General features: G+C 47.1%; 21 protein-coding genes. 18 read left to right on the forward strand and 3 right to left on the reverse strand.

Features of this window, described 5'->3' with window-relative positions; genetic code table 11:
• The first annotated feature begins 10 nt into the window (after positions 1–10).
• A complete protein-coding gene (gene gcvP / locus MTBPR1_RS15635) occupies positions 11–2,866 on the forward strand; it encodes an aminomethyl-transferring glycine dehydrogenase (protein ID WP_069189974.1) in 2,856 nt (951 codons plus the stop codon).
• Between the two features lie 238 nt (positions 2,867–3,104).
• Entirely contained in the window at positions 3,105–4,115 is a 1,011-nt protein-coding gene (locus MTBPR1_RS15640) for a type I glyceraldehyde-3-phosphate dehydrogenase (RefSeq protein WP_069189975.1), read from the forward strand.
• A 78-nt stretch (positions 4,116–4,193) separates the two neighbouring features.
• Here MTBPR1_RS15640 and MTBPR1_RS15645 read toward each other — a convergent pair whose 3' ends face one another.
• The gene (locus MTBPR1_RS15645; protein WP_069189976.1) at positions 4,194–5,003 is read right to left on the reverse strand and encodes an ABC transporter substrate-binding protein; all 810 of its coding nucleotides are present in this window, start codon (positions 5,001–5,003) and stop codon (positions 4,194–4,196) included.
• Between the two features lie 220 nt (positions 5,004–5,223).
• Here MTBPR1_RS15645 and pqqB point away from each other — a divergent pair, with 220 nt between their 5' ends.
• The 6 genes from pqqB (at position 5,224) to MTBPR1_RS15670 (ending at position 9,672) form a co-directional block, all read left to right on the forward strand.
• On the forward strand, positions 5,224–6,156 hold the full coding sequence (gene pqqB, locus MTBPR1_RS15650) for a pyrroloquinoline quinone biosynthesis protein PqqB (RefSeq protein WP_069189977.1): 933 nt from the start codon (positions 5,224–5,226) through the stop codon (positions 6,154–6,156).
• Positions 6,153–6,914 (forward strand): pyrroloquinoline-quinone synthase PqqC, encoded by a 762-nt coding sequence (gene pqqC / locus MTBPR1_RS15655; protein ID WP_069189978.1) that lies wholly within the window; start codon positions 6,153–6,155, stop codon positions 6,912–6,914. Before pqqB ends, pqqC begins: the two co-directional genes overlap by 4 nt.
• 82 nt (positions 6,915–6,996) lie before the next feature.
• Positions 6,997–7,071: a pyrroloquinoline quinone precursor peptide PqqA gene (gene pqqA / locus MTBPR1_RS18485; protein ID WP_126465325.1), complete on the forward strand. Its 75-nt coding sequence runs from the start codon at positions 6,997–6,999 to the stop codon at positions 7,069–7,071.
• A gap of 94 nt (positions 7,072–7,165) precedes the next feature.
• Entirely contained in the window at positions 7,166–7,447 is a 282-nt protein-coding gene (gene pqqD, locus MTBPR1_RS15660) for a pyrroloquinoline quinone biosynthesis peptide chaperone PqqD (protein ID WP_205631260.1), read from the forward strand.
• Positions 7,422–8,570 carry a pyrroloquinoline quinone biosynthesis protein PqqE gene (pqqE, locus tag MTBPR1_RS15665; RefSeq protein WP_069189980.1) on the forward strand — a complete coding sequence of 383 codons (1,149 nt, stop codon included), beginning with the start codon at positions 7,422–7,424 and terminating at the stop codon, positions 8,568–8,570. The genes pqqD and pqqE overlap by 26 nt, the downstream gene beginning before the upstream one ends.
• A 1-nt stretch (position 8,571) precedes the next feature.
• The gene (locus tag MTBPR1_RS15670) at positions 8,572–9,672 is read left to right on the forward strand and encodes a M48 family metalloprotease (protein ID WP_069189981.1); all 1,101 of its coding nucleotides are present in this window, start codon (positions 8,572–8,574) and stop codon (positions 9,670–9,672) included.
• On the opposite strand, the gene MTBPR1_RS15675 is transcribed toward MTBPR1_RS15670, so the two are convergent.
• Both MTBPR1_RS15675 and MTBPR1_RS15680 read right to left on the reverse strand, forming a co-directional pair.
• On the reverse strand, positions 9,635–11,338 hold the full coding sequence (locus MTBPR1_RS15675; protein ID WP_069189982.1) for a hybrid sensor histidine kinase/response regulator: 1,704 nt from the start codon (positions 11,336–11,338) through the stop codon (positions 9,635–9,637). The genes MTBPR1_RS15670 and MTBPR1_RS15675 overlap by 38 nt on opposite strands.
• Positions 11,339–11,394: 56 nt before the next feature.
• The gene (locus MTBPR1_RS15680) at positions 11,395–11,721 is read right to left on the reverse strand and encodes a MoaD/ThiS family protein (protein WP_069189983.1); all 327 of its coding nucleotides are present in this window, start codon (positions 11,719–11,721) and stop codon (positions 11,395–11,397) included.
• A 211-nt stretch (positions 11,722–11,932) separates the two neighbouring features.
• Between MTBPR1_RS15680 and MTBPR1_RS15685 the strand changes: the two genes are divergently transcribed.
• The 10 genes from MTBPR1_RS15685 to MTBPR1_RS15730 all read left to right on the forward strand — a co-directional run bounded on the left by MTBPR1_RS15685 (position 11,933) and on the right by MTBPR1_RS15730 (position 22,738).
• Complete coding sequence (locus tag MTBPR1_RS15685; protein ID WP_069189984.1) at positions 11,933–12,337, forward strand: c-type cytochrome; 405 nt, start codon at positions 11,933–11,935, stop codon at positions 12,335–12,337.
• A 28-nt stretch (positions 12,338–12,365) separates the two neighbouring features.
• The gene (locus MTBPR1_RS15690) at positions 12,366–13,337 is read left to right on the forward strand and encodes an ABC transporter substrate-binding protein (RefSeq protein ID WP_069189985.1); all 972 of its coding nucleotides are present in this window, start codon (positions 12,366–12,368) and stop codon (positions 13,335–13,337) included.
• Between the two features lie 4 nt (positions 13,338–13,341).
• Positions 13,342–14,094 (forward strand): ABC transporter permease, encoded by a 753-nt coding sequence (locus MTBPR1_RS15695; RefSeq protein ID WP_069189986.1) that lies wholly within the window; start codon positions 13,342–13,344, stop codon positions 14,092–14,094.
• The gene (locus tag MTBPR1_RS15700) at positions 14,091–14,777 is read left to right on the forward strand and encodes an ABC transporter ATP-binding protein (protein ID WP_165602688.1); all 687 of its coding nucleotides are present in this window, start codon (positions 14,091–14,093) and stop codon (positions 14,775–14,777) included. The genes MTBPR1_RS15695 and MTBPR1_RS15700 overlap by 4 nt, the downstream gene beginning before the upstream one ends.
• 131 nt (positions 14,778–14,908) lie before the next feature.
• On the forward strand, positions 14,909–15,388 hold the full coding sequence (locus MTBPR1_RS15705; RefSeq protein ID WP_069189988.1) for a 4Fe-4S dicluster domain-containing protein: 480 nt from the start codon (positions 14,909–14,911) through the stop codon (positions 15,386–15,388).
• 14 nt (positions 15,389–15,402) lie between these two features.
• Positions 15,403–17,250, forward strand: a complete 1,848-nt coding sequence (locus MTBPR1_RS15710; protein ID WP_069189989.1) for an aldehyde ferredoxin oxidoreductase family protein — start codon at positions 15,403–15,405, stop codon at positions 17,248–17,250.
• Positions 17,251–17,323: 73 nt separating this feature from the next.
• Positions 17,324–18,655: an NAD(P)/FAD-dependent oxidoreductase gene (locus tag MTBPR1_RS15715; protein ID WP_083223154.1), complete on the forward strand. Its 1,332-nt coding sequence runs from the start codon at positions 17,324–17,326 to the stop codon at positions 18,653–18,655.
• A 199-nt stretch (positions 18,656–18,854) separates the two neighbouring features.
• Complete coding sequence (gene pedF, locus MTBPR1_RS15720; protein ID WP_069189990.1) at positions 18,855–19,292, forward strand: cytochrome c-550 PedF; 438 nt, start codon at positions 18,855–18,857, stop codon at positions 19,290–19,292.
• A gap of 73 nt (positions 19,293–19,365) precedes the next feature.
• On the forward strand, positions 19,366–20,520 hold the full coding sequence (locus tag MTBPR1_RS15725; RefSeq protein WP_083223155.1) for an FIST N-terminal domain-containing protein: 1,155 nt from the start codon (positions 19,366–19,368) through the stop codon (positions 20,518–20,520).
• A complete protein-coding gene (locus MTBPR1_RS15730) occupies positions 20,513–22,738 on the forward strand; it encodes a NahK/ErcS family hybrid sensor histidine kinase/response regulator (protein WP_069189991.1) in 2,226 nt (741 codons plus the stop codon). Before MTBPR1_RS15725 ends, MTBPR1_RS15730 begins: the two co-directional genes overlap by 8 nt.
• The last annotated feature ends 5 nt before the right edge of the window (positions 22,739–22,743 follow it).

Here is a 22,743-nt window from a genome sequence, read left to right on the forward strand (position 1 = left end):
GGATCTATAGATGACCTTTAAACCGACATCTTACCAACCCTATGACTTTGCAAACCGCCGCCATATCGGCCCGTCTCCGGCTGAAATGAACGATATGCTTAAAGTGGTTGGTGCTGATAGCCTTGAAAGTCTGATTGATGAGACCGTTCCGGTTGATATTCGTCAGTCTGAACCTCTTGAATGGGGTGAGGCCCTTTCTGAGCGCGATACGCTTTATCACTTGCGCCAGGTTGCTGATAAAAACCAAGTGCTGACCTCATTGATTGGTCAGGGTTATTACGGCACCATGACACCGCCTGTGATCTTGCGAAATATCCTTGAAAACCCGGCTTGGTATACGGCTTATACACCGTATCAGCCAGAAATCAGCCAAGGTCGCTTAGAGGCATTGTTGAACTTCCAAACCATGGTTTGTGATTTAACCGCCCTTGATATTGCCAATGCATCCTTGCTTGATGAAGCAACGGCTGCGGCAGAAGCCATGACTATGGCGCAGCGTTCTTCAAAATCAAAATCCAAGACATTCTTTATTGACGAAAATTGTCATGCTCAGAATATCGAAGTGATGAAAACGCGTGCTGAGCCGATTGGGATTGAAGTGATTGTCGGTAACCCTGATACGGACCTGAATGCAGAAGAGGTCTTTGGGGCGGTCTTTCAATATCCCGGTACATACGGTCATGTGCGTGACTTTACCGCCATTATTGAGGCTTTGCATGAAAACAAAGCACTGGCTGTGATGATCGCAGACCCAATGGCGCTGGCGCTGTTAAAAGCACCGGGTGAAATGGGGGCTGATATTACAGTAGGTTCAACCCAACGCTTTGGCGTGCCTATGGGTTTTGGTGGTCCACACGCAGCTTACATGGCAACACGTGATGCCTATAAACGCTCTATGCCGGGGCGCATCATCGGTGTGTCAATTGATAGCCGTGGTAATAAAGCCTATCGTTTGTCTTTACAAACACGCGAGCAGCATATCCGGCGTGAAAAAGCCACTTCTAACGTGTGTACAGCCCAAGCGTTGTTGGCTGTCATGGCGTCTATGTATGCGGTTTTCCATGGTCCTGACGGGATCAAGGCGATTGCGCAGATCATTCACCAACATACGGTGCGTCTATCAGCGGGTCTTGAAAAGCTCGGCTTTAAGGTTGAGCCATCTGTGTTCTTTGACACCATCACGGTTGAAGTGGGTGCCATGCAGGGCGTTATCTTAAATGCGGCTGTGGCAAATGGCATTAACTTGCGCAAAATTGGCGAAGACCGCATCGGTATTTCACTAGATGAGCAAACCCGACCAGAAGTGATTGAGGCCGTTTGGTCTGCTTTTGGTGGTAATAACATGGTGGATGATGAGCATCAGGAGATGGATTATCGCCTGCCAGAAGACGTGGCGCGTACATCTGAATATCTAACGCATCCGATTTTCCATAAAAACCGTGCAGAACAAGAGATCACCCGCTACATCCGTAAACTAGCTGATCGTGATTTAGCGCTTGATCGTGCGATGATCCCGCTTGGCTCTTGTACTATGAAGCTTAATGCCACCGTGGAAATGATCCCGATTACATGGCCGCAATTTGGTGATATTCACCCGTTTGCACCGCGCAATCAGGTGGATGGCTATTACGAGATGATTGACGATCTGTCTGATAAGCTCTGTCAGATCACAGGCTATGATGCGATCTCCATGCAGCCAAACTCTGGTGCGCAAGGGGAATATGCGGGCCTGACAACGATCCGTAATTATCATAATGCACGTGGTGATGAGCATCGTAATGTTTGTTTGATCCCCACATCCGCACATGGCACCAACCCGGCAACGGCGCAGATGGTGGGCTATAAGGTTGTTGTGGTGAAATCTGCTGAAAATGGTGACATTGATGTGGCTGATTTCCGTGAAAAGGCTGAAAAACATTCAGAAAATCTAGCTGCTTGTATGATCACATATCCCTCCACCCATGGTGTGTTTGAAGAAACCGTGCGTGAAGTCTGTGAGATTACACATGATCATGGGGCTCAGGTCTATATCGATGGGGCGAATATGAACGCTATGGTCGGTCTGGCTCAGCCGGGCAAGATTGGTGGGGATGTATCTCACTTGAACCTGCATAAAACATTCTGCATTCCACATGGTGGGGGCGGACCGGGCATGGGACCAATTGGTGTGTTATCACACCTTGAGCCCTATTTGCCGGGTCACCCTGAATTGGATGCCGCTGTTGGTCCGGTTTCAGCCGCACCATTTGGCTCACCTTCCATCTTGCCGATTTCATGGGCTTATTGTCTGGCCATGGGCGGTGAGGGTCTGACACAAGCAACCAAAGTTGCCATCTTGAATGCAAACTATATCGCCAAGCGCCTAGAAGGGGCTTATGAGGTTCTTTACACCTCTAATGGCCGTGTGGCTCATGAATGTATTATTGATACACGCCCGCTTAAAGATAGAGCAAATGTGACGGTAGAAGATGTTGCCAAACGTTTGATCGATTGTGGCTTTCATGCGCCAACCATGAGCTGGCCTGTGGCTGGCACCTTGATGATTGAGCCCACAGAAAGTGAAACCAAGTTTGAACTTGATCGTTTCTGTGATGCCATGCTGGCTATTCATAGTGAGGCTAAAGACATTGAAGAAGGGCGCATTGATGCGGAGAATAACCCGCTTAAAAACGCCCCTCATACAGTGGAAGACCTTGTTGGTGAATGGGAACGCCCCTATAGCCGTGAGCAGGCCTGTTACCCACCGGGGGCATTTCGTGTGGATAAATACTGGTCGCCTGTAAACCGTGTGGATAACTCCTATGGTGACAGAAATCTTGTCTGTTCTTGCCCGCCTTTAGAGGATTACGAAGATGCGGCTGAGTAACAAAATGTGAGAGAGTGTTGAAAAGCAGGCTGATATCTAAACAGCCTGCTTTTTATATGGGTAAGCTTTCTTTTTCATACGTCATATAAGACGCAAGCTTATAAAAGAGTGTCGCTTGGCTTGACTTCATGGAGCTGTTGTCAGATACACTCATAACAGAATGCCATAACGCGCCCACCATCGTTTTCAGCCCGTTCTTCGGGTTAAGAGTCTGCTGAGTATTAATTTGAAACCCTATGTGAAAAAAGTCGCAATTAATGGCTATGGTCGAATAGGCCAATCCATTTTACGTGCCCTTTATGAAGATAAAAATCGACATGGCTTGCAGGTTGTAGCGATCAACAGCCTGACCGATATTGATACATTGGCCTATATGACACGCTATGACACTACCCATGGGCGCTTTCCTGTTTCTGTGGAAGTCGATGGCGAAGACTTGATTGTCGATGGGGATAAAATCCGTATTTCTGCTGCGCCAACCCCACAAGAGCTCAACTGGCAAGCCTTGGATATTGATTTACTATTTGAATGTAGTGGCAGCTTTAAATCCCGCGAGAGCGCGACTCAATATCTAAGTGCAGGCCCAAAGAAATTGTTGTTTTCTCAACCCGCTTCTAGAGAAATGGATGCAACGGTTGTTTATGGGATTAATCAACAAGATTTAAAAGCTGAGATGACCATTGCCTCAGCCGCATCTTGTACAACAAACTGTGTAACCCCAATCTTGCATATTTTAGAGGAGGCTTGGGGCATTGAAAATGGTGTGATGACCACCATTCATTCCTCCATGAATGACCAGCCCATGGTGGATAGTTCTAATAACCAGAACCTGCGCTTAAGCCGAAGTGGTCTACAATCCATCATCCCCGTTGAAACCTCACTGGCGCAAGGTATCGAGCGGATCATGCCCCATATGAAGGGCAAGTTTGATTGCCTGCATGTGCGTGTGCCGACCATGAATGTCTCAGCCCTTGATTTATCGCTGAACTTGAAACAAACAGTGAGTGTTGAAGAAATCAACGCCACCATCAAACAGGCCAGTCAATCTGGCTTTAAGGGGATTCTTGGCTATACGGAAGAGCCTCATGCGTCCATTGATTTTAACCATGATACCCATTCCTGCATTTTTGATGCGACACAAACCAAGGTGAATTCAGGCCGCACGCTTAAGCTCTTTTGCTGGTTTGATAATGAATGGGGTTTTTGCAACCGCATGATTGATACGGGAAAAGCTTGGCTGAAAGTCTGACCCACTTACAAAGATGCGGATATTAATATGAAAAAGCTCCCGATTATTGGGAGCTTTTTCATTAGGTAATTGCTTTAATTACTGCGCGTTAGGTTTAAAAAGCTGTTGGCCGTTTACACGAAAATCTGAAATCAGCTTTTGCCCTTTGGCAGAAACCAGCCAGTTTACAAAAGTGTTAGCCTCTTTTTCTTTAATATGGGCAAACTTGTCTTTGTTCACCGCAATGACGCCATAAGGGTTAAAGAGAGATTTGTCACCTTCACACAGGATGGTGAGGTCTTTTTTGTTTTTGAAACTGATCCAAGTACCACGATCAGAAATCGCATAGGCATTAATGCCAGAGGCCACATTTAAGGTGGCCCCCATGCCAGAACCCGTGGCGCGATACCAATAGCCATCAGGCGTAATATTTGCTGCTTTCCATAAAGAAACTTCACGTTTGTGCGTGCCGCTATCATCGCCGCGCGATGCAAAAGAAGCACCCGACGCTTTGATTTTACTAAGCGCTTCAGCAGGGGAGCTACAGCCTTTGATGTGTGCCGGATCAGATTTCGGACCAACAAGGACAAAGTCATTATACATCACGTCAAAGCGTTTTTTGCCAAAACCATCGGCAACAAATTTTTCCTCTGAAGGGCGGTGATGCACAAACAAAACGTCTGCATCGCCTTTGCGGGCCAAGCGAACAGCTTGTCCTGTGCCAACTGCAATGACGCGTACATCAATACCCTTTTCATCGGTGAATTTTTTCAACAGATAGTCAAACAGGCCAGAGTTTGCTGTTGAAGTTGTTGAGGCTACAGAAATGAAAGGCTTGTCAGCATGTGCTGTCAGGGACGTAAAGGCGAGTGCCAGTGTGGCAGCAAGTAGTCTGTTAAGACGTTTCATAGGAACGGGACCTCAAAATTTAAAATTTGCTTCGTTATGTCGCCAGTGACATAGCGCTTGGAAGATGGCATTGATCTCTCTTTTTTACAAGAAACAAAATTTACGACATTAGTCTAATGGAGGGTTCTTTCTTAGAACCGTTATACCTGTTTAAGCCCTAAGTCTAATTGTAAGGGGTGGGATTTACGCTAGCCTTAGATAAAGATTAAAGGATGATGTGATGCTTAAAGTTTTGATACTCGGTTCTGCCGCAGGTGGTGGTTTTCCCCAGTGGAACTGTAACTGTGATAACTGTTCCAAAATCTGGGCAGAAGACCCGGATGCGGTTGCGCGCACGCAGTCCTCTTTGGCGGTAACAGTGGATGATGAAAACTGGTTTTTGCTGAACGCATCGCCTGATCTGCGCCAACAAATTCAGATGAATAAAGAACTCCATCCTAAATTTGGTAAACGCCATAGCCCTATCGTTGGCGCGATTTTGACCAATGCGGATGTGGATCATATCGGCGGGTTGCTGACCACGCGTGAAAGCCATCCACTGGCGATTTATGCCACAAAAAGGGTGATGGGGGTTTTAGGCGGCAATAGCCTATTTAACATTCTTAATCCTGAATATGTGGATCGCCGTGACCTGCCGGTTTTTGAAACAACCGAGTTGCAATATAAAGACGGCACACCAAGTGGTATTGAGGTTGAGCTTTTCCCCGTGCCCGGCAAAATCGCGCTTTATCTTGAAGATGAAAGCAAGGGCGATAATTTTGGTTCTGTGCCGGAAGATACGGTGGGCATTAAAATCTCATCCAAGAAAAGCGGTAAGCATTTTTATTACCTGCCAGGCTGCTCAGCCATGCCTGATGAGTTGAAAGACCGTGTGCGCGGTGCTGAAGTTGTGTTTTTTGACGGCACCACATGGATTGATGAAGAAATGATCAAAACGGGCTGTGGGGTGAAGACCGGACAGCGCATGGGCCATATGTGTATGGATGGCCCCGAAGGCAGCATTGAGGCCTTTAAAGACCTGGATGTGAAGCGGAAAGTTTTTATTCATATTAACAATACGAACCCTGTACTTCTAAACAGTTCACAAGAACGCAAAACAACAATAGAGGCAGGCTGGGAAATAGGCTTTGACGGTATGGAGGTACTCTTATGATTAAAGTCACAACTGTTTTGTCACCAGATGAACTGGAGGCAGCATTACGCTCAATTGGGGCGGAACGTTATCACAATCTACATCCTTTCCATAAGATGTTGCATGGTGGTGAAATGAATTTGGGGCAGGTACAGGCATGGGCGTTAAACCGCTATGTCTACCAACAAGGTATTCCCATAAAAGATTATGCCATCCTGTCTAATTGTGAAGATAAAGAGCTGCGCAATATTTGGCGCCAGCGTATCTTTGATCATGATGGTTTGGGTGATGATATCGGCGGGATTGAACGTTGGTTGCGCTTATGTGAGTCCTTAGGGCTGGATCGTGACTATGTGAAATCCATGGAAGGGGTTCATCCGGCAAGTAAACATGCGCTGGAAACCTATATCAACTTCTGTCGCCGTGCGCCCTTGCTCATTGGGTTTGCATCATGCCTAACAGAATTGTTTGCACCAAAAATTCATAAAGAACGAATTGCAGGTATGTTGGAAAATTATGATTTCGTGGATGATTCCATGGTCGGCTATTTTCGCGAACGCCTAACACAAGCACCACGCGATGTGGATTTTGCTTTGAAGTATGTGAAGGAACATGCGGTGACGATCCCGCAGCAACAAGAAGTGATTGATGCCCTTTACATGAAAACAGGTGTGCTCTGGGCACAGTTGGATGCGCTTTATCTGGCCTATGTCTCACCGGGTATGATCCCACCGGGATGTTTTGTGCCAGAAGACCATCAAGCAGCTGCGGCTCAATAATACGACTAATGGCGAATTGAAGATTAATTTGGTAACAGGCACACTGCTTACATAAATTAGAACAGATATCATGGAGACTGACATGAAGTGGGAAATACCGGCTTATTGCGATTTGCGTCTTGGCTTTGAAGTTACTGCATACATCAACGTACGCTAAGACCTTATTTAAGGTTCCTAAAAGAGGGGAGGAGAGGGGTCTCCTTCCCTTTTTTTATGCAAAAAAATAAGAAAAAATGGTCTGGAGAAAGACGTTGGAAAATAGCCCAATCCGGTTAAATGACAGCCCTGCAATTAATCCTGTTTATGTTTTTCGTTGGGAAGAATCTCAACAAGCGCATATGCTGTTATACCCTGAAGGTCTGATCAAGCTCAACGGACCCGCAGGCCATATTATGAATTTGATCGATGGTAAACGCACAGTGGAAGATATTGTGCAGGCGCTGAAAGATCAGTTTGATGCCGGTGACGAGCTCGGCGATGATGTCTATGCCTTCATGGAGACTGCACTTGACAAAGGATGGATCAAAGTTTGAACAACTATCTGATTGCGGAAAGCCGCTTTGGGTTGTTGCTGAATTAACGTACAAGTGCCCGCTTAAATGTCCATGGTGCACCAATCCCCTTGATTTTGACGACTATGATAATGAGCTCAGCACAGATGACTGGCTGCGCGCCTTTCGTCAAGCACGTGATTTAGGCGCCATGCAGCTTGGCTTTTCCGGTGGGGAGCCCATGGTGCGCAAGGATTTGGAAATCCTTGTGGAAGAGGCCGATAAAATGGGTTTCTACACCAATTTGATTACCTCTGGCATGGGGGTGACTGAAGAGCGCCTGATTAAGCTTAAAGAAGCAGGCCTAAAACAAATCCAGCTGAGCTTTCAGCATTCTGATAAAGACAAGAACGACCTGATGGTTGGTGCGGTCTCTTATGAAAAGAAGATCGAAGTTCTCAAAATGATCAAGCGCCATAATTTCCCTATGGTTTTAAATGTGCCGATCTCGCGCTTAAATATTGATGCGGTGGAAGATTTAATTGATCTGTGTGAAGAACATGGAATTGAATTTCTAGAGCTTGCCAATATCCAATATTATGCTTGGGCTTTGCTGAACCGTGATGGGCTGTTACCGACCAAGCAGCAGCTTGAAATTGCTGAAGAAAAGGTTGAACGTGCGCGCGAGCGTTTGGGCAATAAGGTGCAGATTTTCTTTGTCATCCCAGATTATTATGATGGGCGACCTAAGCCTTGTATGAACGGATGGGGCTCTATTCACCTTTCCATCGCACCGGATGGGGCGGCGCTGCCGTGCCATGAGGCCAAGGTCATTCCGGGGATTGAATATCCATCTGTTAAAGATCACGATCTTGATTGGATTTGGAATGAATCACCTGCTTTTAACGAGTTTCGTGGTGATGAGTGGATGAAAGAACCTTGCGGGTCTTGTGAAGATAAGAAAAAAGACTTTGGCGGGTGTCGCTGTCAGGCCTATTTGCTTAGTGGGGATGCACGCAATGCGGACCCGGCTTGTTCTAAATCAGAACATTTTGATGTGATTCAGTCTGCCATTGAAAATGCCAAAATCACATCTGGTTATCGTAATCCCATCGTTATGCGGGCAAAAGGTGCCTTAAGCACGAAACTGTCTGAATTGGGTTGATATGGTCGCTGTCTATCTGAGTATTGCGGGGTTTATTCTCGCCTTTAAGCTTTGGCTTATGGCGCGCCAGCATCGCTATTTATCCAGACAGGCCATTGATAGCCAGTTTGCGCGCCAACGCTTGATGGTCCTATTAGGAAGCGAGTGTTGGGATACACTGTTTTTTGCTTTGCTTGTGCTCTACTTGCCTGAAAACTGGATGGGCTCTGGCCTTATTCAGAGCTTTCTGGTTTGTGTGGCTGTTCTTTTTGTTTTCTCCCTTACCCGTTGGGCCATCTGTAATGTGCGTTTATGGCAGGTGGCAAAAGCAAATGATCTGTCTCAACAATCCTTTGCAGACTTCATCCATATAAGTGCTAAACGCTTAGGCTCACTTTTGATGTGGATGGTGCCTTGTATATTTATTGTGCTGCTTGCAGGTGAGTTGGGATCAAACCATATTATTGCGCTTGTGGTTGTGGCCTTGCTGGGCGGGCAATTTATTATTTTGCCCCTGTTTAAAACACGCCTTTTCTCAGACCTTGAAGAAGATAGGGACTATCGCCTTGGTAAAATCCCAGTTTATGAAGATGTGGAAACACGCCAGAGTAAGCAAGCCAATGCCCGTGCCTTTGGCGGTGGGTTTGCCTCTTTTATTGTCTATACAACAGCATTGAAAAAGCTTGTGAGTGAACAGGAGTTTCGCGCGGTTTTATCCCATGAAAAAGGCCATATTGTAAAAGCGCATCATATCAAATGGGTGGTTTTACAAAGTGCCATCATCCTTATTTCATTTTATGCCTTTATGGGGATGAATAGTTTTTTGAATTGGGGCAAAGGCTTTGATGAGCTTTTGCTCATCGCACTTGTTGGTCTGCCTTTAATGGATGGGTTGTGGATGGGGCTTTCAAATTCGGTTATGCGTAAATTTGAATATGAGGCCGATCAGGTTGCTGCGCGCGAGGTAAGTGCAGAAACGTTTGTGTCAGCTTTGGAAAAAATCTGGGGGCAAAACCAGACGCCGCATAAGGATGATGCCCTTTATGCTTTTTTCTTTAGTGCGCACCCCACACCGGATGAGCGTGTTAAGCGTCTCTTGTCAAAAACGACAACAACGCCCTGAGCTTGGCTGGTTTTATCGGCTTATTTAAAACGCTGATCCCTTTTGATTTACATTTTGTCAGCAGTTCTTGGGACCGATCCGCCGTGATAATGGCAGCGGGAATGTTTTTGCCTAACAAACGATGTACCGCATCAATAACTTCAAGTCCGGTTTCATCTTCATTTAGGTGATAATCAGCCAAGATCGCCACAGGGGAGATGCGGTTGCTATCGACTTCTGTGACCGCTGCGCGCAGGGAGAGGGCGCAATAAGGTACAGCCCCCCATTCTTGCAGCAGTACAGACATGGAATGGGTAATCGAGCTTTCATTATCGACAATGAGGAACTCCTTACCAGCTAAGTCCTGCACCACCTCAGTTGAGGAAGGCTGATAGGAAAGTTGTATTTCTTTGTTGATCTCACAGGCAGGCACTTCAACACTAAAGACAGAACCCTTGCCTACTTGAGAGCGCACATCAACCTTATGATCAAGCATGACAGAGATACGCTCAACAATCGCAAGGCCAAGCCCAACGCCTTGTTCATTATGGGAGCCGGAAGGTTTGAGCTGTTTAAACTCCTCAAAGATGATTTTGAGCTTGTCTTTGGGGATACCACAACCATTATCCCAAACCTCAAAACGGATGTTCTTACCCACACGGCGGCACCCTAAAAGGACTTTTCCACCTGAAGCATGGCGAATGGCATTGTTAAGGAAGTTGCGCAAAATACGCCCAAGTAAGCGCACATCACTGGTAAAGCCAAGGGAGCATTCAACAACAACCAGCTCGACACTCGCTTTTTTCGCAACCGATTGAATTTCTTTTTCAAGCAGGTACATGACGCGGTTTGCCGGACAGTTTTGCACATCCACACTCATGGCATGGGCATCAAGCTTGGCGATATCAAGCAGGTCAATCAACAGGTCTTCAGCGGATTCAAGGGCATAATGAATGCGCGTGACCAATGATTGGTTTTCTGGCTTTAAAATGCGTTCTTGCAACGTGGTGATGAGGATGCGCGCCGCATTCATGGGCTGCAATAAATCATGGCTGGCAGCCGCGAGATATTTGTTTTTGCTGATGTTGGCGTTTTCCGCTTCTTCTTTGGCGGCCTTGAGCTCTTTTTCAATGACTTTGCGCTCTTTGATTTCCTCATTAAGGATACGGTTGACCCGCACCAGCTCAGAAGTACGTTCTGCTACGCGCTCTTCTAACAGCTCGTGAGAGCGTTTGAGCTCATCTTCAGCTTGGCGGCGCTGTGTAATATCCCCAACAGAGCCAACCATGCGATAAGCGAGACCCTTTTCATCGCGCAAGGCTTTACCGCGTGCCAAGACCCAATGGTACTTGCCGTTTGTATCTTTAACGCGATATTCCCATTCAAAATAATCACTTAAGCCTTTTAAATGCTCAGAAACCTTGGCTTCATATCCTGCAACATCATCGGGGTGAACCCAATCTAGCCACTCATTTGTTGTGGTGAATTTGGTCTTGCTGGTATGGCCTAATGTTTCCATGAGGCGCGAAGAAATGAGCAGTTCTTTTGTGATTGGATTCCAATCCCACAGCCCCTCATTGGGGACTTCCATGGCAAGGGTATAAAGCTCATCACGTTTTTGAAAGGTGGCTATATGTTCTTTGAGCGCTGCATTTTCTTCTTGCAGTTTTTTTAGCGCATCAGACATTCAAGAGTATCCTGAGGTGATTAATAATTATAGCCTGTTTGAGTGCAGTATAAACATTAAACCACGGGTGCGCCATAGCCATAACTGTAGGGAACCGGACCTGAAAAGGCAATGACGTCACCTTCTTCAAGTTCATGGGCAAAACGGATATCACCGACCAAGCCCGGCGAGATGTCGCGCCCATTGACCAAAATGAGGAAAAGTTCGTCCAAGGGGAGCTTTAAATCACGAAAAACATCGCCCACCGTTGTCCCAACCGGATATTCCAACGGGTCTTGCACAGCCGCCGGATTACCCTTGGTATGCATGGAGTTAAACAGCTTAACAGTGATGGTAACCTTTGTATCACCAGAGTTATGACCGATCATTGATGTTTGGTTCATTAGAATGTGACCTTAAAAATATCAGAATGTATGAGAAGAAGTATCTCACCTTTTGCCCCTAACAAATTTGACTTTCGTAAAGTTTGCTATTCGACTTTTGGCTAATCCCATGACCCTGAAAATTGGTCGAAAGTCGAAATGAAAAAGAGTGAACTCTTGCCTATGCTGGTCGGCAATAGAATTTGATCTATCAAAAGGGAAGATTTTTAAAATGATCAAGAAAACAATGGCGGCGCTTTTTGCGCTGGGCGCACTGACTTTTGCCAATACTGAAGCACAAGCTGAAGAGATGTTTGGTTATAAAGCACCAAATTCTAAGGCTGCTGCGGGTGTACAGGTTTTTCACCGTTGTAAAAAATGTCACTCAATGGATCCGGCGAAAAATACATTCGGTCCAAACTTGCGCGGTGTTTATATGCGCAAAGCTGCCTCACTTCCCCGTTTTGAATATTCAGAAGATTTGAAAAAATCTGACATCGTGTGGGATGAAGACTTCCTGCGTGCTTGGGTTGAAGGCAACACCTTGGTTGTTTCTGGCACACGTATGCGCCACGTTCAGATCACAGACCCTGCTGAGCAGGATTACCTGATTGAATTTCTCAAGACATTTAAATAAGCCATAAGCGTGCGTATAAGGGGTTGATATGAAGTTTCTAGGTTCACTTTTCTTGGCTTTCGTCGTGATGGCATTGCAAAGCCTTCATGCAGAACTTCCAACCCTTCGCGCAGGTGTCTTGAAATTTGGCACGGTGAATTGGGAACTCCAGACCATTAAATCCTATGGTCTGGATAAAGCTCAGGGGTTTAACCTTGAGATCGTCCCCTTTGCTGGCAAGCAAGCCTCCGCCACGGCCATTCATGGTGGTGCGGTCGATGTGATTGTGAATGACTGGATTTGGGTGTCGCGCCAACGCAGTGCGGGGCGAAACTACAGCTTTATCCCTTATTCGCGCATGGTCGGTGCCATGATGGCGGACCCGGCAAAAAACATTAAAACGCTTGCAGACCTTAAAGGTAAAAAGCTTGGTATTGCAGGTGGTCCGGTGGATAAAAGCTGGCTGCTGTTTCAAGCCCTTGCCAAGAAAAACCATAATATTGACCTTGCCAAAGAAGCCCAGCCTGTTTTTGGCGCCCCGCCCTTGTTAAGCAAAAAGCTTGAAACGGGTGAGCTCGATGGGGTGATTAATTTCTGGCATTATGCAGCCAAGTTGGAAGCTAAAGGCTTTAATCGTGTGGCTGATGTTTCACGCGCGTTGCAAAGCTTGGGCATGAATAGGGATGTGCCAATGATTGGTTATGTGTTCAGCCCTGAATTTGCTCAAAAACAAGACCTGATTAGCGCTATGTCAGCTGCATCGCGCCAAGCCAAAACCATCTTGGCAAATGATCCTTCAGCATGGGCTGCGCTTAAACCAATGATGAAGGCAAAGTCTGAAGCGAGTTTTCAGGCCTTAAAAGAGGGTTTTATCAAAGGTATCCCACAAAGCTGGGGGGACAAAGAACGCCTTGAAGCGGCAAATCTTTTTGCCTTATTGGCTAAACTTGGCGGTAAGAAGCTCGTTGGAAAATCCTCAACAATTGCCCAAGGCACATTTGTAGAGGCAATCCGTTATTAACGTGATGGGACTACGTTCATTTTCCATACAAAGCCTGTCTTTACTGCTGCTTTTTGGGGGATGGGCGCTTGTGTCTTATGGGGTGCAGTCTGAACTCCTCCCGCCGCCCCATGAGGTTTTTGCCCGTATTTTTGAAGAAGCTCAAACGGGTGAGCTTTATCAACATTGCCTCGCCACCCTTTGGCGGGTGTTAGCCGCCTTCATTCTCGCCATGTTTATCGGCAGCTTTATTGGGCTGTCCATGGGGCTAAATAAATCTGCGGGCTGTTTTTTTGAGCCTTGGTTGCTCTTCTTGCTTAATATTCCCGCCCTTGTGGTGATTATCCTGTGTTATCTCTGGGTGGGGTTAAATGAGGTTGCCGCTGTTTTAGCGGTCTCCATCAATAAAATCCCTAATGTGGCCATTACCTTGCGCGAAGGCGCGAAATCCCTTGATCGGGGCTTGGCTGATATGGCGAGTAGTTATCGCCTGTCCACGGCTACAAAGCTTAAACATATTATCTTGCCACAACTGGTGCCTTTCTTTGCGGCGGCCTCGCGCTCCGGCCTTGCCTTGATCTGGAAAATCGTCTTGGTGGTGGAGCTTTTGGGGCGCAGTGACGGTGTGGGCTTTCAGCTCCATCTCTTTTTCCAGATGTTTGATGTGACAGGTATCTTGGCCTATTCCATCGCCTTCATCGGGGTGATTTTATGTATTGAATATGGGCTGATTGGCCCGTGGGAACGCCATGTCAGTAAATGGCGGATCAGCTCATGAAAATCCAAATTGATGAAAAATCCTTTGAGGGTCGCGGCGTTCTTGGTGAGATTGAGTTCGAGCTGGAAAAGGGCAGCCCCAGCGTTATCTGTGGTCCTTCAGGCTGTGGAAAATCCACTTTACTGCGCCTTATCGCCGGACTTGATGAAGATTTTAAAGGCGAGATCAGCCCGCGCGCAGGCAAGGTCGGTTTTGTCTTTCAAGAACCCCAGCTTTTGCCGTGGCGCAGCGTGCGGGCAAATATTGAACTGGTCTGTAATGTTGATGAAGCCTGCTTGATTGATGGGCTACTTGTTGAGGTTGGCTTAGAGGGGCAGGGCGATGTCATGGCATCCAAACTGTCATTGGGCATGGCCCGTCGTGTGGCCTTGGCACGCGCACTTGTGATCAAGCCTGAAATCCTGATTTTAGATGAACCTTTTGTCTCGCTTGACCCAAAGCGCGCTGAAAGCCTGCGCAAATTAACCTATAATCTTATTTCCAAACATCAGCTCAAGGCCCTGTTTGTTACCCATATTTCGCAAGAAGCAATCCAGATGGGGCATCAAATTCATATTTTAGGGGGGCAACCCAGCCGGATTGATAAGACGATTGAAGTGCCCATGAGTGCAGATCAGCGTTTCAATTCGACTTTTGTTCAGACCTATTTGGCTGAGAATGAAGCCCTATTCGCCTTTAGTTGAATTGAAGCCAAGCCCAACATCAGCGACACTTTGGCACTATCTTAAACCAAAATGAAAGTTGGTCCCTTAGGGATAGGTGATGCGAGGCCAGAATGCAGCACTTAACGGGGGGCTTTCAAAGGAACGGGAAGATGCAGAAAGCGCTAAATATCAATCCAGACAAATGTACAGGTTGTCTGCAATGTGAAGTGGCTTGTTCTATGGAACATACAGGGGCCTTTAACCCTTCAAAGTCACGCATTAAAGTATTCAAATTTCACGACGAAGGTCGTTTCGTACCATACACATGCACACAATGTGCTGAAGCTTGGTGTATGCGTTCTTGTCCGGTTGAAGCCATCACACTTGATGCGGAAACTGGGGCAAAAGTTGTGGCAGACTCAGCTTGTGTAGGCTGTAAAGTCTGTACCATCAGCTGTCCATTCGGCACAGTCAACTATGTGCCTGATACAGGCAAAGTTGCCAAATGTGACCTGTGTAGTGGTGATCCGAAATGTGCAAGTGCTTGTCCAACAGGTGCCATCACATTCGTTGATGCCGAAGCAACGGGTCTAGATAAAATGCGCAGCTGGGCAGCTAAGACTGATGCCGGCACAACCGCAGAAGCATAAAGGGGAATAATCAGATGGCATGGACACGTAAATTACTGCGGGTGAACCTTTCTAAAGGCACTTGTGTTTCTGAAGACCTGAATATGGCTTGGGCTCAGGAATATCTTGGCTCTCGCGGTCTTGCGACAAAATACTTCATCGAAGAAACGGACCCAAAAGTTGATCCGCTTTCTGAAGATAACAAAATGATCATGGCAACAGGCCCGCTTACTGGCACATGTGCATCGACTTCTGGTCGCTACACTGTTGTGACAAAAGGCGCGCTTACGGGTGCTATCGCTTGTTCTAACTCTGGTGGTTTCTTCGGTAACGAAATGAAAAACGCCGGTTGGGATATGGTGATCTTTGAAGGTAAAGCAGATAAACCTGTTTATCTTTCAATTGTAAATGATAAAGCTGAACTGCTTGATGCGTCTAAATATTGGGGCAAATCTTGCTGGGATACGGAAGAAGGTATCAAAGCTGACCACCAAGACCCACAGGTTCGTGTGGCTTCTATCGGTGTTTCCGGTGAAAAAGGCGTTCTGTACGCTTGTGTGGTTAACGATATGGACCGTGCAGCGGGTCGTTCCGGTGTGGGCACCGTCATGGGCTCTAAAAACCTTAAGGCTGTTGCCATTCGCGGGACAATCGGCGTGAAGGTTGAAGACCCAGAAGCGTTCTTTGAAGCGTCAAATGCGGGTAAAGCTGTTTTGGCTGAAAACCCTGTTACGGGCCAAGGCCTGCCAACATACGGTACGCAAGTCCTGATGAACGTGATCAACGAAATCGGTGCAATGCCAACACGTAACTTCAAAGAAGTTCAGTTTGAAGGCGCTGCCAACATTTCTGGTGAGAAAATGCATGAAGTTCGTGCAGATGGCACCAAAAACCTGACAACAAATGCGGCTTGTTATGGCTGTACGATTGCTTGTCAGCGTGTTTCAACGATTGAGCGTTCGCACTATACGGTTAAAGATCGTCCAGAATATCAAAAAGCATCTGGTGGTCTGGAATATGAAGCAGCATGGTCGCTGGGTTCTGAATGTGGGATCGACGACATTGAAGCTTGTACATTTGCAAACTTCATCTGTAACGAACAGGGTTATGACCCAATTTCCTTTGGTGCCACAGTTGGTGCCGCAATGGAATTGTTCGAAATGGGCGTTCTGACAACAGAACATACTGGCGGGATCGAGCTTAAGTTTGGTAATGCCAAAGCTCTGACAGATATTGCTGAGATGGTGGGCCGTGGTGAAGGCTTTGGTCTTGAAATCGGTATGGGGTCTGCGCGTCTTTGTGAAAAGTACGGTCACCCAGAAGTTTCCATGTCTGTTAAGAAACAAGAATTCCCGGCTTATGATGCACGTGGTGTTCAAGGCATGGGCCTGACGTATGCAACATCTAACCGTGGTGCGTGTCACTTGCGTTCTTACACCATTGCGTCTGAAGTTCTGGGTATTCCAGAAAAGACTGACCCATTGGCAACAGAAGGCAAGGCCGGTCTTGTGATGGCATTCCAGGATGCAACAGCTGCTGTTGACTCTTCTGGTCTGTGTATCTTCACAACATTTGCATGGTCACTTGAAGATATCGCCCCACAAGTAAATGCAGCTTGTGAAGGTGACTGGTCTGTTGAGAAAATGCTCGAAGTTGGGGAGCGCGTTTGGAATATGGAACGCCAATACAACATCGCAGCAGGCTTTACAGGTAAGGACGACACATTGCCAAAACGTCTGTTGAAAGACGCGGCAAAAACGGGTCCTGCCAAAGGTCGTGTCAACGATTTGGACAAAATGCTGCCTGAGTATTACGACCTTCGTGGTTGGGATGACACAGGTGTGCCAAAAGCCGATACATTAAATCGTTTGGGCTTGGCTTAATTTGTCACTCTAATGAGGCGGGTTTTCTGAATATCCCTCAGGAAATCCGCCTTTTTTATTCAGGAAAAAAGAAATGTTCGGACTGTTAAAAAAGGTTTTTGCCCCTTCTGAGAATGTCGAAAGATCGGCACTGGGAAATGTCCAAAATGGCAATTATGATTATGTTGTCGTTGGGGCAGGGCCCGCAGGTGTGCAAACGGTTGAAAATTTACGTGCAGAAGACCCGACAGGCACAATCTTGTTGATCAGCGGTGAAGCAGAACCGCCTTATTCTCGTATGGCGATCCCTTACTACCTGATTGGTAAGGTTGAGGAAGACGGCACATATTTGAGAAAAAGCGACACCCACTATGACGATCTTAATATCGATTATCGCCAAGGTCTGGTGAAAAAGGTTGATAGTGTTGCAAGCTCGTTGAAACTGGCAGATGGTTCTTCCATTCATTATGGCAAACTGTGTCTGGCAACAGGGGCAAGTCCGATCAAACCACCCATTCCCGGGTTGGATAATAAAGGTGTACACCATTGCTGGACATTGGAAGATGCCCGCAAAATTATTGAGCTCGCCCATGAAGGCGCCCATGTGGTGTTGATGGGTGCAGGCTTTATCGGCTGTATCATCCTTGAAGCCTTAGCGCTTCGTAAAGTAAATTTGACCGTTGTTGAGATGGGCGACCGCATGGTGCCACGTATGTTGAACCCAACATGCGGTAATCTTGTGAAAGATTGGTGTAACAGCCACGGTGTGAGCGTTCATACCTCAACTAAAATCACCATGGTTGAGCCTAACAAAAATGATCCTGAAGACACCTTGCTGGTTGATCTGGATAATGGTGAGCAAATTCCGGCCCACTTGCTTGTGGTGGCTGCAGGCGTGCGCTCCAACGTGGCTTTCCTTGAAGGTTCTGGCGTTGAGGTCGAAGAAGGTATTAAGGTTGATGCCCATCTTCAAACCGCTGTTTCCAACATTTATGCTGCTGGTGACGTGGCTCAAGGGCCTGATTTCTCAACAGGTGGCTGGTCAGTTCACGCCATTCAGCCAACGGCAGCTGATCATGGTCGAATCGCTGCGAAAAACATGTGTGGTCACGAAACGCCTTATCAGGGCTCCCTCGTGATGAACGTGCTGGATACATTGGGGCTGATCTCAGCTTCCTTTGGTCTGTGGGAAGGTGTGCCTGGCGGTGATAGTGTTGAGCGCCTTGATGCGGAAAACTATCGCTACATTCGCCTTGAATTTGATGGTGATGTGTTGATTGGGGCGCAAACCCTTGGTCGCACGGACCATGTGGGTGTGTTGCGTGGCTTGATCCAGAGCCGCACAGAACTCGGCCCGTGGAAAGAACGCCTGATGGCAGACCCGCATCGCATTATGGATGCTTATGTGGCTTTGTCACAGATGTAGTCTTTTGCCTGCATGAAGAACAAAAAAGCGTCGTTTTCTTTGCGGAAAGCGGCGTTTTTTTATGATCGTTTAGACCTTTGGCTAGTGCGAATGCGACCAAAGTCGAGGAGAAATCCCCCCATGGTCCGCGGTATAAAAGAGGCAGGACAAATAGATTGAATTGTCGATGAAACGCGACTCTCATTGGAGGAAATATAATATGTTCAAGAAGTACCTTTTAGCCGGACTGGCTGTAAGCATGTCTGTCGGATTGGCAACAGGTGCATTTGCACATGGTGATGTAACCCCACAAGCTGTTGATACATCAGGTTTGCCAAAACTGGGCGAAGAATGGGTTGACCAAAACCCGTTTCGTGAAGATGAAAAATATAATGCCCGCGCCATTGAAATCGGCTCTTCTGCCTATAACCAAAACTGTGCGCGTTGTCATGGTCTTCAAGTAATCTCTGGCGGGATTGCACCGGACCTGCGTTACCTTGAAGCAGATTTTGATGGCGATGAGTGGTATATTGAGCGCGTGACAAACGGTGCGGTACGTGATGGCAAAGTTTATATGCCTAAATTTGTCGGTACGATTTCCCAAGAAGGTCTCTGGGCGATCCGCACATATATTGATGCGCAGCCAGAAGACGAGTAAATAGAAGGTCTGCTGCGGTTTAAATTCGCAAGCAGATGATCTATCTCATGATAATAATTAAACAGGAAGTGCCGTGGCGCAAATAAAACACCACATCCCCAAAGCCAGTTCCGCCGCCCAAGAGACAACAGAAGTTGTTGCTGATTTAAAAGATCAGCTGGGCGATGGTCCTTTTAGTGTTTTGTTTTACTTTAGTGCAGGCAAATACGACCTTTCCGAAATCGGGAAGGTCCTTTCTGTTTCTTACCCAGACATTCCCATCATTGGCTGCACAACGGCAGGGGTGATTGATGATGGTGGCTATAATCAGGCGGGTATCTGCGCCTTTGGTTTGCCGGAAGATAAATTCAATGTGGCGGTTGATCTGATCACGCCTGTTTCAGAAATTGATATGGTCGGCTGGCGCCAAAGCGCGCGCACTCTTGTCGATCAGCTTCATAGTCGCTCTGGTGATACTTTGGCTGAAAATACATTTGGTTTTCTTTTGGTTGATGGCATGTCCTTGGCTGAAGAAAATGTGCTTAGCGCCATTCATCCCGAACTGGGTGATATCCCGCTTTTTGGGGGCTCAGCCGGTGATGACTTAAAATTTCATGAGACACAGCTTTTTTGTTGTGGGCAAACGGTGACCGATGGGGCTGCGCTTATCCTGATTAATACAAGCTGCCCGTTTAAGGTCTTTCGCACTCAGCATTTTGTGGAAACCGCGCGCAAGATGGTGATTACAGAGGCTGATCCGCATTCACGCATTGTGAAAGAGATCAACGCCTCGCCTGCAACGGAAGAATATGCCCGCCTCATTGGTGTGCCTCATTCAGAACTCACACCGCTTACCTTTGCGAAACATCCGGTTATGGTACGTGTGGGCGGGTCTTATTATGTGCGCTCTATCCAACGACCAGAAGGCGCAGACGGGTTGAAGTTTTTCTGCGCTATTGATGAGGGGCTTGTTCTTACCTTGGCTGAAGGGCGCGACATGACCACCAACCTTGAAGAGACCATGAAAGAAATCCAGCAGGAAATTGGCGTGCCGGAACTGATTATTGGTTGTGATTGTATTTTTAGAAAGCTGGAGCTGGAACAAAAAGGCGATCACCGCCTTGATGAAGTCTCTGAAATTTTCAAACAGAATAATGTGGTGGGTTTCAACACTTACGGTGAACAATTTTCAGGGATGCATGTGAACCAGACCTTAACAGGTGTGGCGATTGGATGGCCCCATGATTGATGCATTAGATATTCCGTCCGGCACACCGGATGAAGCTTTAAAGCTGCGCAAAATCATTGCTGCCTTGATGAAGCAGGTGGAGCGCACCCTTGATGTTCAAGGCGGGGCTTTTTCCCTTTTTCAAACCGCAACTTTGCTTGATGATAAGGTGCGTGAGCGCACAAATGAGCTGGAAACAGCCCTTAATGAAGTTGAAAATATCAATAAGGAGCTCACCCGCACGAAAGGGGAGGCTGAAACTGCGCGTATTCGCCTTGTTGAGGCGGTAGAGAGCGTTTCTGAAGGCTTTGCCTTATACGATAGCGAAGACAGGCTGGTTCTGTGTAACGAGAAGTTCTGGGAATTTTGGGGCGGTAAGGAAAAAGAGGTTTCTTACGGTATCCAGTTTGAAGATATGGCCCGGCGTTTTGTTGATCGCTATGTGGTGCCCTCTGAAGTTTCTGATGTAACAGACTGGATTGATGAACGCCTTGCACGCCATCGCAATCCACGTGATTCTTTTGTCATCCAGTTAAAGGATGGTCGCTGGCTTAAAATTAATGAGCGCCCGACAAAAGATGGCGGTGTGGTGGGCGTTTATACCGATATCACCGATATCAAAATGCAGGAACGCATCCGGCGTGAAAAAGAATTGGCTGAACAAAATGTTCTTTTGCAAGCCTCATTGGATAACCTGAGCCAAGGAGTTTCTGTATTTGACAAAGACCTACAATTGGTTGCGTGGAACCAGCGATTTGTGGAATTGCTGGAGCTTCCAGACGGGCTTGTCGAACATGGCATGCCTTATTCGCGCTATATCAGATACAACGTATTTCGCGGGGAGTTTGGTCAGGCCGATGAAGAAGACTATCAAATGCGCATGGACCGTGCCAAGAAGATGGTCCCGCTGGTGTTTGAATATACCCGGCCTGACGGGAAATCCATTGAGGTACATCGAAACCCCATGCCTTCCGGTGGCTTTGTCACCACATATACCGATATTACCGCGCGCCTTCGCTCAGAAGAACAGCTTCTTGAGGCTAAGGAAAACCTTGAAGAGCGCGTGCGTGAACGCACTGATGAGCTGCATCTTGCCAAAGAAGTGGCTGAAGAAGCAAACTTAAGTAAAACCCGTTTCTTAGCAGCCGCCAGTCATGACCTGTTACAACCGCTTAATGCGGCGCGTTTATTTATCTCCACATTGCTGGATCGCAGTCTGGAAGATAAAAACCTGCAATTGGTTGAACGCGCAGATTTCGCCTTAAAAGGGGTGGAAAGCCTGCTTGGTGCCTTGTTGGAAATTTCCAAGCTGGATGCGGGTGCGGTGCCTGTGGTGATTTCAGATTATGAGATCAAAGACTTGTTTGACCGCCTTGAAAAAGAATATGGCCCCATCGCGCAAAAGAAAGGCACCAGCTTAAAAGTGGTCGGTTCAACCAAGCTTGTTGCCAGTGATCCAAAACTCTTTTCACGCATTTTGCGCAATTTTGTGAGCAATGCGGTGCGCTATACCGATAAAGGGCGCATTGTGGTGGGCGCACGACAGGTGGGTAACCAGCTTAAGCTCAGCGTTTATGATACGGGGACGGGGATTTCAAAAGAAGACCAACGTCATATTTTTGAAGAATTTCGCCAGCTTGATAATGCCAATTCAAGTTTCAATGCCAATGAAAATAAGGGTGTTGGACTTGGCCTTGCCATTGTGAAACGGATTTCTCAAACCCTTGGTCATGAAGTCACGGTACAATCTGAGCTGGGCAAAGGCTCGTGTTTTAGTGTCTATGCCCCATTGGTTGAGGCCAAAAAAGAAGTCTCTGCACGAACAGTGGTTGATAAACTGGGCGAAGTTTTAGATGGGCTTTCTATCCTCATCGTTGATAATGAAACCGATATCCAGTTGGGGATGCGCGGGCTTTTGGAAAATTGGGATTGCCGGGTCTATACGGCGGGCTCTCAAATGGAAGCTATTCGTATTTTGGATGAACTTCCGACTTTCCCGGATGCGGTGATTGCGGATTATCATCTTAATAACAATGAGACAGGCCTTGAGTTTCTGAGCTGGATTAAGCGTGATCATAAGCCTGATTTCCCCGCCATGATTATTACGGCGGACCGCACGGACGAATTGCGCGCAACAATTGCCTCTCATGGCTATGCGCTGTTGAATAAACCGTTAAAGCCTGCCAAACTCCGTGCGTGGTTATCTCATATCGCAAGTAATTCCTCCTCCCCCCTTTAGAGGTT

This window comes from Candidatus Terasakiella magnetica, from assembly GCF_900093605.1.
GTDB classification, from domain to species: domain Bacteria; phylum Pseudomonadota; class Alphaproteobacteria; order Rhodospirillales; family Terasakiellaceae; genus Terasakiella; species Terasakiella magnetica.